Here is a 15,626-nt window from a genome sequence, read left to right on the forward strand (position 1 = left end):
ATAATGGAACTATGGAAACTCCACAATGTGCAATTGAAGTAAACCTATTCATTAATCAACAGATAAACCAACATTGTCCAGTTTTTAAGGGAGAGTAAATGGGCGATAACTCCACTACCCAGGGGGGTTAAGTATGGGAGCTAAAAAGAGTAATCGACCAGACCGAAGAACTATTAGAACCCAGCACCAATTAAAGGAAACCTTTATTAAGATTTTAGGAGAAAAATCAATTGATAAAGTGACCGTCGCGGAACTCACTAGAGCTTGCGATATTGGGCGAGGAACTTTTTACATCCACTATAAGGATGTCTACGATCTGTATGATTCAATTGTGAGTGATAACATTGAGAATCTCACGGCAATTTTTAATCAGTATTATCCTCACGATCAAGATAATAACTTTGCACCACTTGCAGAGCATTTTGTGCATTACATCGTTGAAAACAAGCCGGTCTTTGAAGTTATGACCAATCATGGAAGCGATATCAAAGTCTTAAATCAGATTTGTGACTTGTTAATTCGTCACATTATTAATATTGAACACGATGATCCAGCTAATATGAAACAGATGGCAATCATCCAGTTTGCGGCCTATGGCATGATCGGTGTAATCGTTGATTGGCTAGTCAACAAGCCTAATGCTAGGATGGAAGATTTGATTCAAGTAATCACGACCAGTGTTGGTACGTTGAGAAGCATGTGTTTATCAGCTAAAGATTAGGCTGTGTTGATAGGATCAAGATACTGTAATATGAGTTTCCAGAAAGCTGGCTGACAGAAATCTTTTGATTTTCTGTCAGCCAGCTTTTTGAAACACCAATTAATCAATATTCACCTTGAAAAAAAGCGTAATATTCTTCACTGCATTGTTCATCTGGAACTCAGAATCGTAATAATCAAAGTGATTGCATTTGCCCAAACCAATTCTTTAGGTCCTTGAACTGCCTCGTAAAGTACCTTGACATTTTCTGGAAATGCATCACCGTCAGAATGAACTACGATTGACCGTAATGCGAATAATCAAACGCCAAACTAACAAATTCTAAGCCGTTCATTTATTTTTGATCACTAAAAACAAGATCAAAGTTCCTTCTATGAGTAATCAAGAAAGTTTCTCCTCCAAAAATCACCAAAAAAATGACCTCATAGTGAAGGCCAGTTTAAGTTAGACGTCAAGTCGGTCATCTCTAGATAATAAAAAAGCCCCCCACCACCCAGACAGAATCTGAGTAGTGGGGAGCCTCTTTCGTTTAAACACTGAGGGAGAGTTTTTAAACGGGAGATAACTGTAACTAAATTTTACAGTTGCTTACGACGCTTTTCTGCACCAGCTAAGCCAAGCAGTCCTAGAACACCGCCTAACAAGCCAAGTGTTGCGACGCCATCAGCAGATTGTTCGTTCGTTTGTGGCAAATCAGCTTTCTTGGCTGCTTCACTCTTCGACGAAGTCATAACCTTGGTACCATTTGCGGCACTCTTGTCACTAGCAGTGTTGCCACCGTTTGACGTAGCTTGTGCTGCTACTTCACCTCCTTTACCACTATTAGCAGTCGCACCAGTGGTCGTGGAGCCAGTCGTAGTACCAGTGGTACTAGTTGAGGTATCGTTGCCGCCGCCACCATTAGTATTGGTGTTGGTGTTCGTGTTCGTATTGGTCGTGGAGATGCCGCCACCAGGATTGGTAGTGGTGTTGTTAGTAGTGCTGCCACCTGGGTTGGTGTTACCACCAGGATTGGTATTGCCGCCTGGGTTAGTGTTACCACCTGGGTTGGTGTTACCACCAGGATTGGTATTGCCGCCTGGGTTAGTGTTACCACCTGGGTTAGTGTTACCACCTGGGTTGGTGTTGCCACCTGGGTTGGTGTTGCCACCTGGGTTAGTGTTACCACCTGGGTTGGTATTGCCGCCTGGGTTAGTGTTACCACCATTGGTCTTATCGCTGTAATTTACAGTGACACTGCCACCACCAGGAAGTGTGAAGGTAACCGTGTTGCCATCAGCATTAACGGTGTACTTAGTGCCATCAGAAGCGGTTCCTGTAGCACCCGGCTTCAAGTTCTTCACTTGTGTGCCATCTGGCAAGGTTAAGGTAACTGTACCGTCACCGTTTTGAGTAACCGTGTAGTTCCCAGTTGGTGTTTGAGTCGTGGTGCTTGTACCACCCTTGTCACCGTTGACGTTAACATTCACGTTAACAGTCACACTGTTACTGTTGGTTGAACCCTTCGATGGATCCATTGTGAAGGTCGTGCCATCTGGCGTAGTAAAGGTAACTGTGCCATCTGGGTTGATCACGTACTTCGTACCATCTGGCAAAGTACCCTTGTCACCTGGCTTACCTGTTTGGGTACCACCTGGCGTAGTAAAGGTAATCGTACCATCTGGGTTCTTAACAACCGTGACAGTGGTGTTCTTACCATCTTTACCAGGGATAACAACAACTGTGCTTTGTCCACCATTACCTTCTTGACTGCCATTACCATAGTAGTTGTTAGTAATGTAAACATTGTTGCCAGTAGTTGAACCCTTGGAAGGATCAATCGTGGTGGTTGAGCCATCAGGATTAGTGATGGTCAAAGTGCCATCAGGGTTAACCGTGTATTTACCGCCATTCGGCAAGGTTCCCGTATCACCCGGCTTGACAGTCTTTGCGCCATCAGGGAGGACAAGTGTGTAAGTGCCGTCAGGATTCTGGGTGTAGGTAATCGTTGCGCTCTTACCATCGCTGCCAGCAGGCAATACAATCGTGGTCGTCTTCGAACCATCAGTCCCATAGTAGTTGTTGATGGTCGTGTTACCACTGTTCGTATTGTTATTATTGCCGCCACCATTGTTCGTTGTGCTTGAAGCACCCTTGCTTGGGTCAATGGTGAAGTGTGCACCGGTTGGCGTGGTGATCGTGATCGTGCCATCTGGGTTAACAACGTAGGTTGCACCATTTGGTAACGAACCAGTATCACCTGGTTTAACGGTTTGAGTTGAGCCATCTGGCATGGTCAAAGTAATCGTGCCATCTGGGTTCTTCGTAACCTTGACTAGGATACCACCGTTACCGTCCTTGTTAGTAACAAAGACAACGGTTGTTTCACCAGTTGCAGGGTTCGTGTTGCCTGAACCGCCATTGTTGTTGATGTTGATCTCGTGGTTAGTCCCATCCTTTGGATCAACAGTGAAGGTTGAACCATCAGGATTGGTGAAGGTGATCGTGCCATCTGGGTTAACAACGTAAGTGGTGCCATTTGGCAAGGTACCCTTGTCACCTGGTTTAACTTCCTTAGTTGTGCCATCTGGCATGTGGAGGATGACGCTGCCGTCACCAGTCTTTTCAACGGTGATAATTGACGTAGCACCGTCCTTGCCATCAGCACCCTTTTGACCAGGGAGAACAATCACTGTGGTCTTGCTGTCACTAGCAGTTGGTTGACCAGAATCCTTGTTAGGGTCAACGGTGTAACTGTTGCCCTTAGCATCGGTAAAGGTGATCGTACCATCTGGGTTAACAACGAAGCTACCACCAGCTGGGTTCGTGTGACTTGAAGTGTCGCCTGGTTTAACGGTTTCAGTCGTGCCATCTGGGAAGTGGAAGGTTAATGAACCATCGTTGTTCTTAGTGACCGTGATGCCACCGTTTTGACCAGGGATGTTAATGATAATTGGTTGAACAGTCGTGGTCGTTGAACCGCCATTATTGGTAGTCCCCTTGCCGCCATTTTCCAATGACTTCAAGTTTGAGTTAGGGTCCCGAGGGTTAGTACCATTCAATAATTCTTGGAGGTCTGAATCGCCATCACCATCGGTATCTTTGCTATCTGGGTTAGTACCAAGGATTTCTTCTAGATAATCAGGAATGCCATCACCATCAGTATCCTTGGCGCTGTTACCAGTACTCGTGCTGCCGTTGCCGTTGTTGTTGATCGTAATTTCGTGGGTTGTCCCAGCATCTGGATCAATCGTGTAAGTCTTACCATTTGGATCCGTAAAGGTAATCGTACCATCAGGGTTGACGACGTATGATCCGCCACCATTTGGTAAGGTTCCTTTATCACCAGGCTTAACCGTCTTGGTTGTGCCGTCTGGCATGTGGATAATGATGCTACCATCAGGAGTCTTTTCAACCGTGATGATTTGATCAGGTGCATCCTTGCCATCAGTACCATTTTGCCCAGGAATTACAAGTACAGTTGTCTTGCTCTCTGGGTTAGTGGCTTGACCGGTTTCCTTTGATGGATCAACGGTGTAAGTCTTACCGTTCTTGTCAATAAAGGTGATCGTGCCATCTGGGTTAATGACGAATGAACCGCCATCAGAGGTAGGATGACTCGAGTTATCACCAGGTTTAACAGTTTCAGAAGTGCCATCTGGGAAATGCAGGATGAATGATCCGTCATCACCCTTGGTAATGGTGACACCGTCTTGGTCTGAACCTGGCAAGTTAACGATGATCGGTTGACTCTCGGTACCAGTTGTCCCGTTCGTACCAGTAGTTGCACCATTGCCATCGACATTAATGATAATTGTGTTGCCCTTGCCATCAGAACCGTTATTCATCGTCTTGTGATTTGAATTAGGATCCCGAGGGTTAGTACCGTTCAGAATTTCTTGCAGGTCAGTGTCACCGTCACCATCCGTATCAACGGAGTCAGGGTTCGTACCGATCTTAATTTCAAAGCTATCTGGAATCCCATCACCATCAGTATCAACTGGTGTTGCTGTGGTACCAGTGGTGCCGCCATTGTTAACTGTAATCGTGGTTGAAGCACCCTTGCTTGGATCAGTAGTAAAGGTCTTGCCATCTGGTGTGGTGAAGGTAATGGTCCCATCTGGGTTAACCACGTACTTCGTCCCATCAGGTAAGCTGCCAGTATCACCTGGTTTAACCGTCTTGGTTGTGCCGTCTGGCATGTGCAAGATGATATCGCCACTTGGTGTCTTTTCAATCAATAAGGTCTGATCAGCACCGTTAGTCCCGTTAGCACCATCTTTACCAGGAATCGTGATGTAGGTAACCAAACTGTTTGGTTGCGTTGTACCAGTCGACTTGTTGTTCGGGTCGATGGTGTAACTGTTACCATCACTGTCAGTAAAGGTGATCGTGCCATCTGGGTTGACCTTGAAGTGGGTGCCATCTGAGGTTGTGTGGTCGGTGTTGTCACCTGGCTTGATCGTTTGAGTTGAGCCATCTGGGAAGTGGAAGGTCAAGCTGCCATCAGCACCACGGTCAACCGTAATCCCTGAATCCTTGCCACTCTGACCTGGTAAGACGATAGTGATCGGTTTGTTGCTATCACTAGTGCCACCCTTGTCAGTCGAGGTTGAACCACCAGGATTAGTGTTACCATTGGTGTTCGTGTTAGTGTTCGTCACGTTAATGGTGATTGGTTGACCAGCATTCTTACCAATCTCTTTAGGATCAATGGTCTGTGTGTGACCATCTTTATCAGTAAAGGTGATCGTGCCATCTGGATTGATCACAAATGAACCGTTTGAATTAGTTGACGGATTACCCTTAGTCAACGTCTCAGTGTGCCCATCTGGATAGGTAATGGTGTATGTCCCATCGCCGTTGTCTACCAGTGTGACTTGAACAGCTGGGTTCTTAGTCTGTGACTGCGTATAGTACATTACGTCAATGTTACCGCCACCAGAAGGAATGTTGTAGCTCTTCAGTTGGTTGGCATTCGGCTTGTACCAAGTGTTGCCGGCCGCATCCTTATAAGTTGCTGCTAAACCACTTGCGTCAACATCGTCACCTGGCTTACCAGTTAAGTTAGAACTTGTTGAACCAGCCAGTACATTACCGCTGTCGTCTACGGCATCGATGGTGTAAGTGACGTTGTTAGCACTTGTTGAAGGGTTGGTTGTCTGACTGCCACCGTTAGCATAAACAACCTTAACAATACCACCCAATGCATCCAAAGTCTTTTGATTTGGAACCTTCCTAGTCGAAACATCAGGTTTGTTCCAGGTAGTGGTCGTTACAGTCCCATCAGGATTGTTAACAGTGGTAGTGTATTGGTCGTTTAAACCAGTTGTATCCAAAGCGGATCCTGGATTACCAGTCTTCCCACTAACAGTTCCCAAAACGTTTCCAGCTGAATCAACAGCTTCTACAGAATAAGTAATACCAGTAGGAGTCGTTTGACCAGCAAGCGTAATTTTGGCTGCTTTTGGTGCAACAACATTATAGGTAGCATTAGCTTTCGCTGCAGCATCTTTAACAGCGTTTGCTAGCAGAGTTTCACCAGTAGAACTCAAGGCATACGTATTATCTGCGTTGACCGTAAAGTCATCGGAAGTAAATGTCGGCATAGCAATACCAGAAACACCGGTCTTATCAGCATCAGAATCAGTTGAACTAGGAGTAATAGTTAAAAGACCTGAACCGCCAGGATTGGCTGTAAGATAATCATTAAGAACGTCTTGGGCAGTTTTTTCAGTGGCTGTCCCCGTCAAATCTTTCAGCGTGGCAGTACCAATCACGGTATTTGTGGTAGTGGTTGTACCTGGAGTATTAGTAATCGCTCCACCTAGCTGGATAATTGATTGATCAACATCATACTGTGATGCATTAGGATTAGCCAGCAGGTTCTTAGCACGGGTTACTTGGTCAGCGGTACCTTTATTAGTACCATTCACAAGGTCTTGTAATTGCGATTTATCAACATTTTGATAAGCAATCGTTGTTGATGAGTCCATGCTTTGCTTGAAAAGAACCGTGTTAGTTGCAATGTTTTCACCAACAAATTGACCTGCAGCGGCACCATCCGCCTTCAAGTCTGGGTCAGTCCAAGTAATTGGGAAGGCCGCATTAATTGTCGAACCACCAAGAGTACCTGAAATAGCTTCACCAATTGCACTGCCACCGACGTTAGTAACGCCAGAAACGGCATCAGTCAGAGCCTTCACGATTGGATCAGCAACGCCTTTAGCTGCAACATTTAAAGCAGTTTTAAGTGCTCCTGTAGTTAAACTACCAAGTCCACTTGAGTTCTCAGCAGTTAAGACATCAATCGGTGCCTTACCATCATATTGTTGCGTATCTGGAGAATCTACACCTTGAATATAATGGAACGTGTTGGTCCCGGCAAATACACCTTCGATACCATCTTGAATACCAGTGATCCAACCGTTAATGTAATCCTTAAGCATGTTACCAATAGTTGTGGCGACATTCGCATTAGTAACGGCTTGATAAACGGTTTGTGTAACAGTCTTAGTAGCAGTTGGGTTATCAGATGTTGGTGCTGGAATAGTGGTTTGTTGTGAGGTGCTTGTAACCGGAACAAGTACTGTCGCTGCAACACCACCAGCCATCAAAGTTTTACCGAAATTATTTAATTCAGTAATTTCATCCTGAACGTTTTGCAGAGATGCTTTATAGACATTATCAAAGTTGTCATGATGCATGCCTACTAAACCAGCAGCGCTTGTTACAGCTGATATAACTGAACCTGCATCGCCAACCAAGGAATTACCAGCACCACCGGCCCAGGTGCTCAATTGATTAATAGCATCGGTAACCGTTTTAACAACGCCACCAACGGTTGCATTAGCATTCAACGAAACCGTTTCAACGGCCATGTTATTAAGCTGTGTACCAACCGTGTATTTATCTTTATCACTGCCAATGGTACCGTAATCAGAATCCACAATTCGGAATTGTTCATGGGTCCCTTTGTCGCCATTGTCAGTATCAACGTCTTCAATCGTAATACCAACCGGCGTCTGTTCAATGACGCGCCACGTACCCACTTTAAGTGAGGAAGCTAAATCAGATGGCACAGAGAATGAAGCACCGTTTGTACTGTTCCCAACAAGTGAAGCTTGAACAACTGCAGGAGCTGAACCATTGGCGTAAATAACTGCATAACGTGTAGTCGCTTTAGTTGGGTCAGTCTTAGCAGCGACGACGTCCAATTGATCTGAACTGATGGCATCCTGGTCATTAAGTTGATCAGCGGTCCCAGCCTTCGCCTTAGTGTTTGGATAAACACTATCAAAGTTCATGTCCATGTTGTCGTTCTTCGCATCATTACCATTTGTATTTGGTGATGAGAAGTTTGTACTATCGGTACCATCGGTCTTAGGCGCATTATTCGTATCTGGCGCTGTCTTTGCACCATCGTAAACAGTAGCATAACTTGTGTCAGGGTTGGCGGCATCCCCACGCTTCTGCGAAGCATTAGCGGTGTTGATTAAACCGTCAGCACTCTTAGAGTCACCTAATTGTGCAGTGGCACTATTGTTAGCTTGAGCTTTATTTCCACCACCAAATAACTGACCATTCACAAGAGCATTCGAAGTATCTGTCGATGCATTAGCTCCATCTGGTGTGTTGATTGGTTGAGTAGTCGTCGTATCACTAATAGTCGGTACGCTGGTCTGAGTAGTTGTCGTAGTGGCCTTGGTGATATCACCTGGCTGAGCCTTTGCCTGATCATTAGTGCTACCAGAATTAGGTGTACCTGAATTACCATCAGTAGGCGCAGCAGTCGGTGCAGCTTGAGCTGGCGTAGCAGCCTTAGCTGATGTGTCAGTAGTTGCAGCTGGCGTAGCAGCCTTAGTTGTCGAAGCAGTAGTTGGCGTCGTAGCAACTGGCGCAGCGGTTGTTTGTGACTTGGCTGCTGCTCCCTGCACAGCAGTCGTTGTCGGTTCGTTGTTAGTTTCCTTAGCTGATGCAGAAGCTGGTGTACTAATCAGCGCAGCACCAATTGAGAAAGTCGCGATCCCGGCAAAGAGCCAAAAACGTCCTGCCTTATACATCCGGTAGTGTAGCTTAGATGATTCATTCTCTAAAGCTAACTTCCGGTTCTGTTTGGAAAGATTTTTAGAACCTCGTCCCATAAAAATATGCCTCCCTAAATTTGAAAATCCATAAAAAAATACAAGCATCAATGTACCTGTGCTATGCACACCCTTACAGTATCAAAATTGCCCTCAAAAATAGCCCCATTTTCCGCGAAATATTACAGAATATTGAAAGCGCTTTTTAAAAATTCAGGAATTATTCTGGTCGGTTCCTGATTTTTCAGAAAGTTTGGGGTAATTCCACCAAAATAGCAATTTCTTCCAAATTTAGATACAAAAATAACCCAGAAACGGCCTTAATGGTCATTTCTGGGTTATTTAATCTTCACGTGTATTTTAAAACAAAACTTACTTTTGAACCGAACTGATCAATTTCTTGACTGCCTGAGTCTGGAACTGTGCTTGCAGCTGCTTTTGCAACTTCGCTTGGTCGGCTTTCGACATCGTCGGATCCTTAGTCATTGCAGCAGTCATACCCTTAGTGATAAAGGCCTTAGCCTGTTGCTTTAACTGAGCCTGGTAAGTCTTACTCTTCATTTGCTTCTGGAGGGCTTTCGACTGAGCCACACTCAATACCAGCCAGTTTTTATTGACGTACAGCTTATTAGTCCGCTTGACGTACTTGTGGTTCTCACCAGTGAAGCCAAACCAAATCTTAGCCGCATTACTCTTATACCGCCAACGAGTGACCGTGGTTGTCATCCGCGTCGTGCCACTAGTTTTGACCACTTTGTTATGCGTGGTGCTACTAGTTTGCGTATGCGTGGTCTTCTTAGCATTAGCTGAATTTTTATAGACGTAAACTTGGTGCTTGTTTTGAGTCCCAATTGGTTGATAAATCAGCATCGACATCGACTTATTTGGGCTAACTGAATAGATATTCTTTGTAGTTGTTGTCGTGTATTGTTCCAAACCAAAATGGTTCTTCCAGTTGTCGACTGCGTAGTAGCTGGAAACGATCAGACCAATAACCGATAAAGCGGTCAACGCGAGCGACCAGCCATTATTGCTGATATAGATGAAGCAAGCAAACGATAGTACTGTGAAAACTCCGATGGCAATTAAAATCATTTCTCTTCACCTCCATCAGCAACTGGGTAGTCACTAGCACTTCCTCGATTCTTCATGAAGAAGGCGGTGATCAATGCCAGAACACAGAAGATGGTAGCAATAATGAAGGCAGCATGATAACCACTCAACGTTGCATTGATTGCTTGATCCTTATATGACAGTGGATTGGTCTTCAACAGACTCTTGCCTGGCATATTGTTGTTTGTGACGTTGGTCAAGATACTGATCAAAACGGCGGTCCCAACGGAACTGGCAATTTGCCGCTGCGTGTTATTGACGGCGGTCCCATGACCAATCAGGTTAACTGGCAAGGCGTTCATACCAACAGTGGTTGAAGGCATCATAGCCATCGCGATCCCAAACATCCGTACGGCATACAGCACAACGATATAAGCAGTTGGCGTATCCTTAGTAATGAAGATAAATGGAATTGAACCAAGGGTCAGTAATAACATCCCCATGATGGACAGCCGTTTAGCACCGAAGCGGTCGACAGCACGACCGGTGATCGGGCTCATAACCCCCATCATTAACGCCCCGAACAGTAACGTAAGTCCGGAATCGAAGGCCGACATCCCCTTAACGATTTGCAGGTAGAGTGGAATAACCATTTCAACACCAACCATGGCCATCATTGACACGGAACTCAAAATAGCTGAGATCGTGAACGGAATTGAACGGTAAACGCGCATTTCCAAGAATGGGTGTTTCATCTTTAATTGACGCCATACGAATAGCGCAACAAAAATGACACCAACGATTAGGAAGCCGATAACTGTGGCACTGCCCCAGCCGTCGTTACCCACACTGGAGAAGCCATAAAGAACACTACCAAAGCCAATCGTAGAAAGGATGACGGAGAGAACATCGATACCCTTCTTATTAGTAGGAAGAACTGGATGCATCCAGATAAAGCTGGCAACCAAAACGAGTGCCATGATAGGAATGATCATCCCGAACAAATCACGCCAACTAAAGTTATCAATGACCCACCCAGAAAGTGTTGGGCCAATGGCAGGTGCCAGACCAATAACGATTCCGGCAACCCCCATGGCAGTCCCACGACGTTCCGGCGGGAAAATTGAAAGCATGATCGTTTGCAGCAGTGGCTGGGTAATCCCAACACCAACACCTTGAATCAAACGACCAGTAAGTAAGACACTAAAATTCGGTGCAATATAGGCAACGACAGTCCCGATGAAGAAAATCGCCATTGCTGAAATGTATAACCACTTCGTATTAAAACGAGTACTCAACCATGCACTAACAGGGATCATGATCCCATTAACCAGCATGAAGCCGGTAGTTAACCATTGAACGGTCGCCGTTGATATGTTGAACGCGTTCATGATGGTTGGAAATGCAGTGGCAAGAATCGTTTGATTAAGCACTGTACAGAAAGTCCCAACAAGCAAGATGATGATCATCATCGTCCTGCTGTAGTGCTTTCCGTTCATATCAACCGCTTTGTTCACGAATTAAAACCCTCTTTTTTTAGATTTCTTTTTTAAACGACTGAAGACAACTATAATAACGTTTAAGTTATTTGTCAACTATCTTGACAAATTTATTTCATAATATATACTGGTCCTTATGAAATCGGCTAAGGCTGTAATTAAATATAACAACTCGAAACCTATTAGATAGGCAAAAGAAAACCGTTACAATTAATTTTTAATGAGAGAAGAGGCAACGTTTTGAACACTGAAGAACATGAACAGCTCTCTGAGTTCACACAGGGTATGGAATGGCACTTAGGGATCGGGGACGTTTCTGCGGCGACTGGCGTCTCACAGAGCCAACTGAGGTACTGGGAACAAAAGGGTTACATTAGTAGTGAGAAAGAACACGGCCAAAACCGCAAATACACGTATGCTATGCTGGTTCGAGTCTTTATGATTCGAAACGCTATGCAGGAGGGTTTTACACTCGCTGCTGCTGCTAAACGGGCGAACCAACATAAAGAAACCATGAACTTGTTGAAGAAAGCCATGATCGACCGTTTCCAAGGGATCGACGAAATCGATGGTTGCAAGGCAATCGACATGGGTTATGTGAATCAACACCAGACTGAACGACTATACCTGGTTCTCAAAGAAGACGGCACCGATATTAAACTGGTACCAACTTCAAAGTAACGTGAGTCTTAAAAAAGCCCAACCACTAGTCCAGAACGCTGGTGGTTGGGCTTTTTTGATTATCTTGTGACGGTAATGTCACCATCGGAACTTGTTAATTGATACCTAGCTGGTGCTTGCCGACCATAGTGGTAGCGAGAAATACCATAAACGTTGACGTCCCCATCTGAAGAATAAGTTGAAATGGTATTCGACTGTTTCTTCGGAATTTTAGCATCAATATCGCCCTCATCAGTTTTGACTTTGAAAAATCGGCGAACTAATTGATCTTTGAAGGAAACATCACCTTCCGAGTTGGTAATTTTAACGTCCCGCCAACGATTATGATCAAGGATCACGTCACCGCTGCCTGATTGAATGTGGCTGTTTGCCCGGTTGATTTGACTATTTCGAACCGTCAAATTACCTTCCGTATCTACGTTGAGACCTTGCCCCAAATTGGCGTGTTCCAAAGTCAGGTCACCGTATGAATGTGCAGCCACGACTAGCTTTTTAGCAATGGAGGCGTCCACCAACCGCAGATTACCATCACCACTATTAGTCACCCGTTGGAACTTTAAATGGTCGGCAACAACATTAGCGGCACCAGAAAGATTCAGACGTTTGATTTGCGTCGACTTAGGTACGGTAATAACGACTGCATCAGAGTGGTGAGCCGTGCTGAACTGACCAAGAAAATCATGATCGTAGGGGTGATTTGTCACCGTTAGCTGGTGACCCGAGACCTGAGTATGGATCCCAGCACTTTGACTAGCGTGGACGACCACCCTAGCAGTTGAACCCCGGCGAATCGTAACGGCGCCAAAGTCTCGGAATGCTTGTCCCTTGATATTCACAGTATCCACTTTGCTGATTGATTGGCTCTGACTGACCGGGTCATCAATTTTCAAACCATCGTGCCAATAAATTGGCCTTAAACCTCCCTTACCCAAGCCAATTGCCAGCATGACACCGCCAATGACAAAGATAATGAGGCCCGCAAAAAAGGTCTTTTTCATTTTCGATCCCGCCTTTCTTCTGCTCGGTTTCGCCGCGATAATTTACCGTATAACCAACGGCTGAAGCTTAGAACAACGTGGACTAGGCCTCGAATGAGCCAGTTAAAGAAGGGAATCATAGCAATAAAGATACCCACAACTGCTAAGCCGCCGCCGAAATAAACTAATCCGGTACTCAAAGATTGACCGATCACACCAATGCCCGCAAATAAAGCCACGAGGCCGCCAATCAATACACCAATAACGGTTGCTACAATGGCCAAAATGAGACTAAACACCCCGATTAACACACCAAAAAGTAAGGCCACTGCACCAATTGCTAGTGGGATCGTGACTGGTGTCGAAAGGATACCCAGAATGATCAGCCAAATTGTTCTAACCGAGCCTGGTTTGTGATGGGATGAACTGCTATTTCTGATTGGTGAATCTAATAAACGAATCGAATAATCTGCGAGTACTTTACGAGCCAAGTGCTTTGGCGAACCCAACTCATTGACTGCAGAATCATAGGTTTCAAACCCACCATCCTGCAAATATTCACTGTAAAAGTTCACGACTTCCTCGCGCTCTTCAGCACTTAGTTGCCCCAGATAAGCCTTGAACTCTGAGATATATTTATCCATTTTGCTTGCCATCCCCTAACATTGAATCGATCCCCTGCCTGAAAGTTTGCCATTCTTCTTGAATCGTTTTTAATCGCGTTCGACCATCCGGTGTAATTTGATAGTAACGGCGGTTCCGGCCTTGATATGGCTCATCGTAAGTCGTTAACCAACCGTTTTTCTTTAAGCGTCGCAGCACCGGATACATCGTCGACTCGGAAACTGAAATCACTTGCTGAACACGCTGGGTCAGTGCATAACCGTAATAATCCTGCTGTGATAAGATTGCGAGCACACTGCCATCCAGTAATTCAGAACTGACTTGAATCGCCACCTAGCTTACCTCCCTATAATATTATATATCGTATAATATGATTACAGATGTAGTGTATTCGATTTGTGATTAATTGTCAAATAGAAGTTCAAAAATCGATATAATAAAAAGCTGTTCGTTCGCTTGAAAAGGAACGAACAGCTCTCGATTTGTTCAAAATATCACCTATTGATAAAGCTTTAACAAACATATCTGTAATCAATTTGACCTTTAAATTAAGTAGAGATTGATTTTTTAAAATGTCATCGGTTCCTGTCACGCATTTAGGACTTTATTCACACTTTGAATCCGTTCCACGGTTGATGGTGACGTTGGCTGTATCGTGTTAGGCCCGTGCGTCTTTTAAGTTCCCATTCAAATATGTGATTTCGCTTGTAACGGCTCAATTTTGACGCTTGTTTACCCATTGTAATCCTTATTTAATGGTTATATAATATTGGTATATTTAAGGGTTTAAAAGGGTCAAAAGGAAGATTTATTTAGGGGGAATATCGAAATGCTCAAACAGACGATTAAAAAACTGGCTTTAATTACCCTTAGCACTGGTTTATTTGGTGCTAGTGGTCTCGTAGCTAATCCCAATTATTCGGTTACGGCTGCTGCCAAAACTAAAGCCGCGAAAGTCTTAAACTATCAGAGTATTAAGCACGTTCACGTTCACGTTAGCAAAGGCGCGATCTATTCTAGTGCCAAGCTGACCCGGGTTGCTCATTATGCCAAAAACTACTCGCATACTACGTTTACTACCACTAATCAAGCCAAAGTAAAGAATGCCAATGGCAAAGTCGCGGTCTATCAGTACATCAAGGCGGGGTCCGTTCACGGCTGGATTTGGCACAGCTACGTTAAAAACGGAAATGCTCCAGCTAAGACAGCTACTCCGGCTGTTCAAAAGACCAGCAGCAAAGCTAAGCTGGCCAACCCCAAGACCTTCAATCAGCTTTGGGAAAAGAAGTACATTGTGGACAACAAGTATAACTTAGCTGAATATTCAGTTCATTCTAAGATTTCAGCTGGTATGACTGCTGCTTTAAGAAAGATTGGGGTCAAGGTAACGTCTTACTGGCACATTGACCGTCATGGTAATACTTGGAATTATATGACTAACGGCCATCGGATTTATACAGGCGGTACTGCTAAAGGCAGTGTTGAAGTTATTCCAGGTATCCGGTCCTTAAATGATAACTTTACGAATAATACTAAGCATTGGAAGCTCTACTTTGTTTCGGGTAATGGTTACTTCCCTAAGGAGAATTCTTCCTTGTACTATGAAGATGACAAAGGGAATCCAATTCCAGTTGCTAACGCTAAGAAGGGTTATACACATTTGGACAGTTTAGGGGCTGACCCTGCAATGTATTCGGTTACTCATATTAAGGGTGTATCCGGTTCATCTAGTGACGCTACCTTAGTTAGTAAGAAGCATAAGATTATGATTAATTTCCCAGCTATTTCAGTACAAAATGAACCAAATTGGAACCTTAATTTTCGGGACCAAAAGTAAATTATCTAGTTTTAAGAACACCTTTCAAGGTGTTCTTTTTTTATCGGCTTAACCAACTTGAAGCCGTTTCGCCGTTCTTCTATACTATAACCAGTAATTAGTCGCGCCCGCAAATGACTAATTCACCTACCTTAACCATTTTTGGAGGTGCTAAAAAGTGTTGTTTATGGA

Annotated in this window: 9 protein-coding genes; 3 read left to right on the forward strand and 6 right to left on the reverse strand. The window is 44.5% G+C overall.

What is annotated here, in order from left to right; all coding sequences use genetic code 11:
• Positions 1-133: 133 nt before the first annotated feature.
• Entirely contained in the window at positions 134-721 is a 588-nt protein-coding gene (locus GM612_RS03645) for a TetR/AcrR family transcriptional regulator (protein ID WP_155431031.1), read from the forward strand.
• Between the two features lie 578 nt (positions 722-1,299).
• Here GM612_RS03645 and GM612_RS03650 read toward each other — a convergent pair.
• The 3 genes from GM612_RS03650 to GM612_RS03660 form a co-directional block, all read right to left on the reverse strand.
• On the reverse strand, positions 1,300-8,844 hold the full coding sequence (locus GM612_RS03650) for a KxYKxGKxW signal peptide domain-containing protein (protein WP_173021212.1): 7,545 nt from the start codon (positions 8,842-8,844) through the stop codon (positions 1,300-1,302).
• 312 nt (positions 8,845-9,156) lie between these two features.
• Positions 9,157-9,879, reverse strand: coding sequence for a DUF4811 domain-containing protein (locus GM612_RS03655; protein WP_155431033.1), 723 nt, complete (start codon positions 9,877-9,879; stop codon positions 9,157-9,159).
• On the reverse strand, positions 9,876-11,336 hold the full coding sequence (locus GM612_RS03660) for an MDR family MFS transporter (RefSeq protein ID WP_155431103.1): 1,461 nt from the start codon (positions 11,334-11,336) through the stop codon (positions 9,876-9,878). The genes GM612_RS03655 and GM612_RS03660 overlap by 4 nt, the downstream gene beginning before the upstream one ends.
• Before the next feature lie 240 nt (positions 11,337-11,576).
• Here GM612_RS03660 and GM612_RS03665 point away from each other — a divergent pair, with 240 nt between their 5' ends.
• Complete coding sequence (locus tag GM612_RS03665) at positions 11,577-12,017, forward strand: MerR family transcriptional regulator (protein WP_155431034.1); 441 nt, start codon at positions 11,577-11,579, stop codon at positions 12,015-12,017.
• A gap of 59 nt (positions 12,018-12,076) precedes the next feature.
• Here the strand turns inward: GM612_RS03665 and GM612_RS03670 are convergent, their stop codons facing one another.
• Genes GM612_RS03670 through GM612_RS03680 form a run of 3 tightly spaced genes read right to left on the reverse strand, consistent with a single transcriptional unit; the run spans position 12,077 to position 13,951 of the window.
• Positions 12,077-13,015 (reverse strand): DUF4097 family beta strand repeat-containing protein, encoded by a 939-nt coding sequence (locus GM612_RS03670; RefSeq protein ID WP_155431035.1) that lies wholly within the window; start codon positions 13,013-13,015, stop codon positions 12,077-12,079.
• On the reverse strand, positions 13,012-13,638 hold the full coding sequence (locus GM612_RS03675; RefSeq protein ID WP_173021213.1) for a DUF1700 domain-containing protein: 627 nt from the start codon (positions 13,636-13,638) through the stop codon (positions 13,012-13,014). Before GM612_RS03675 ends, GM612_RS03670 begins: the two co-directional genes overlap by 4 nt.
• Positions 13,631-13,951 (reverse strand): PadR family transcriptional regulator, encoded by a 321-nt coding sequence (locus tag GM612_RS03680; RefSeq protein ID WP_343031785.1) that lies wholly within the window; start codon positions 13,949-13,951, stop codon positions 13,631-13,633. The genes GM612_RS03675 and GM612_RS03680 overlap by 8 nt, the downstream gene beginning before the upstream one ends.
• Before the next feature lie 496 nt (positions 13,952-14,447).
• On the opposite strand from GM612_RS03680, the gene GM612_RS03685 reads away from it, so the two are divergent.
• The gene (locus GM612_RS03685) at positions 14,448-15,455 is read left to right on the forward strand and encodes a hypothetical protein (protein ID WP_155431037.1); all 1,008 of its coding nucleotides are present in this window, start codon (positions 14,448-14,450) and stop codon (positions 15,453-15,455) included.
• Positions 15,456-15,626 lie beyond the last annotated feature (171 nt).

The sequence above is a fragment of the Secundilactobacillus folii genome, assembly GCF_009720675.1.
Taxonomy (GTDB): domain Bacteria; phylum Bacillota; class Bacilli; order Lactobacillales; family Lactobacillaceae; genus Secundilactobacillus; species Secundilactobacillus folii.

Bases quoted from the DNA above. Each gene is read 5' to 3' on its own strand.
- GM612_RS03645 (WP_155431031.1), top strand. From the start codon at position 134: ATGGGAGCTAAAAAGAGTAATCGACCAGACCGAAGAACTATTAGAACC.
- GM612_RS03650 (WP_173021212.1), bottom strand. From the start codon at position 8,844: ATGGGACGAGGTTCTAAAAATCTTTCCAAACAGAACCGGAAGTTAGCT.
- GM612_RS03655 (WP_155431033.1), bottom strand. From the start codon at position 9,879: ATGATTTTAATTGCCATCGGAGTTTTCACAGTACTATCGTTTGCTTGC.
- GM612_RS03660 (WP_155431103.1), bottom strand. From the start codon at position 11,336: ATGAACGGAAAGCACTACAGCAGGACGATGATGATCATCATCTTGCTT.
- GM612_RS03670 (WP_155431035.1), bottom strand. From the start codon at position 13,015: ATGAAAAAGACCTTTTTTGCGGGCCTCATTATCTTTGTCATTGGCGGT.
- GM612_RS03675 (WP_173021213.1), bottom strand. From the start codon at position 13,638: ATGGATAAATATATCTCAGAGTTCAAGGCTTATCTGGGGCAACTAAGT.
- GM612_RS03685 (WP_155431037.1), top strand. From the start codon at position 14,448: ATGCTCAAACAGACGATTAAAAAACTGGCTTTAATTACCCTTAGCACT.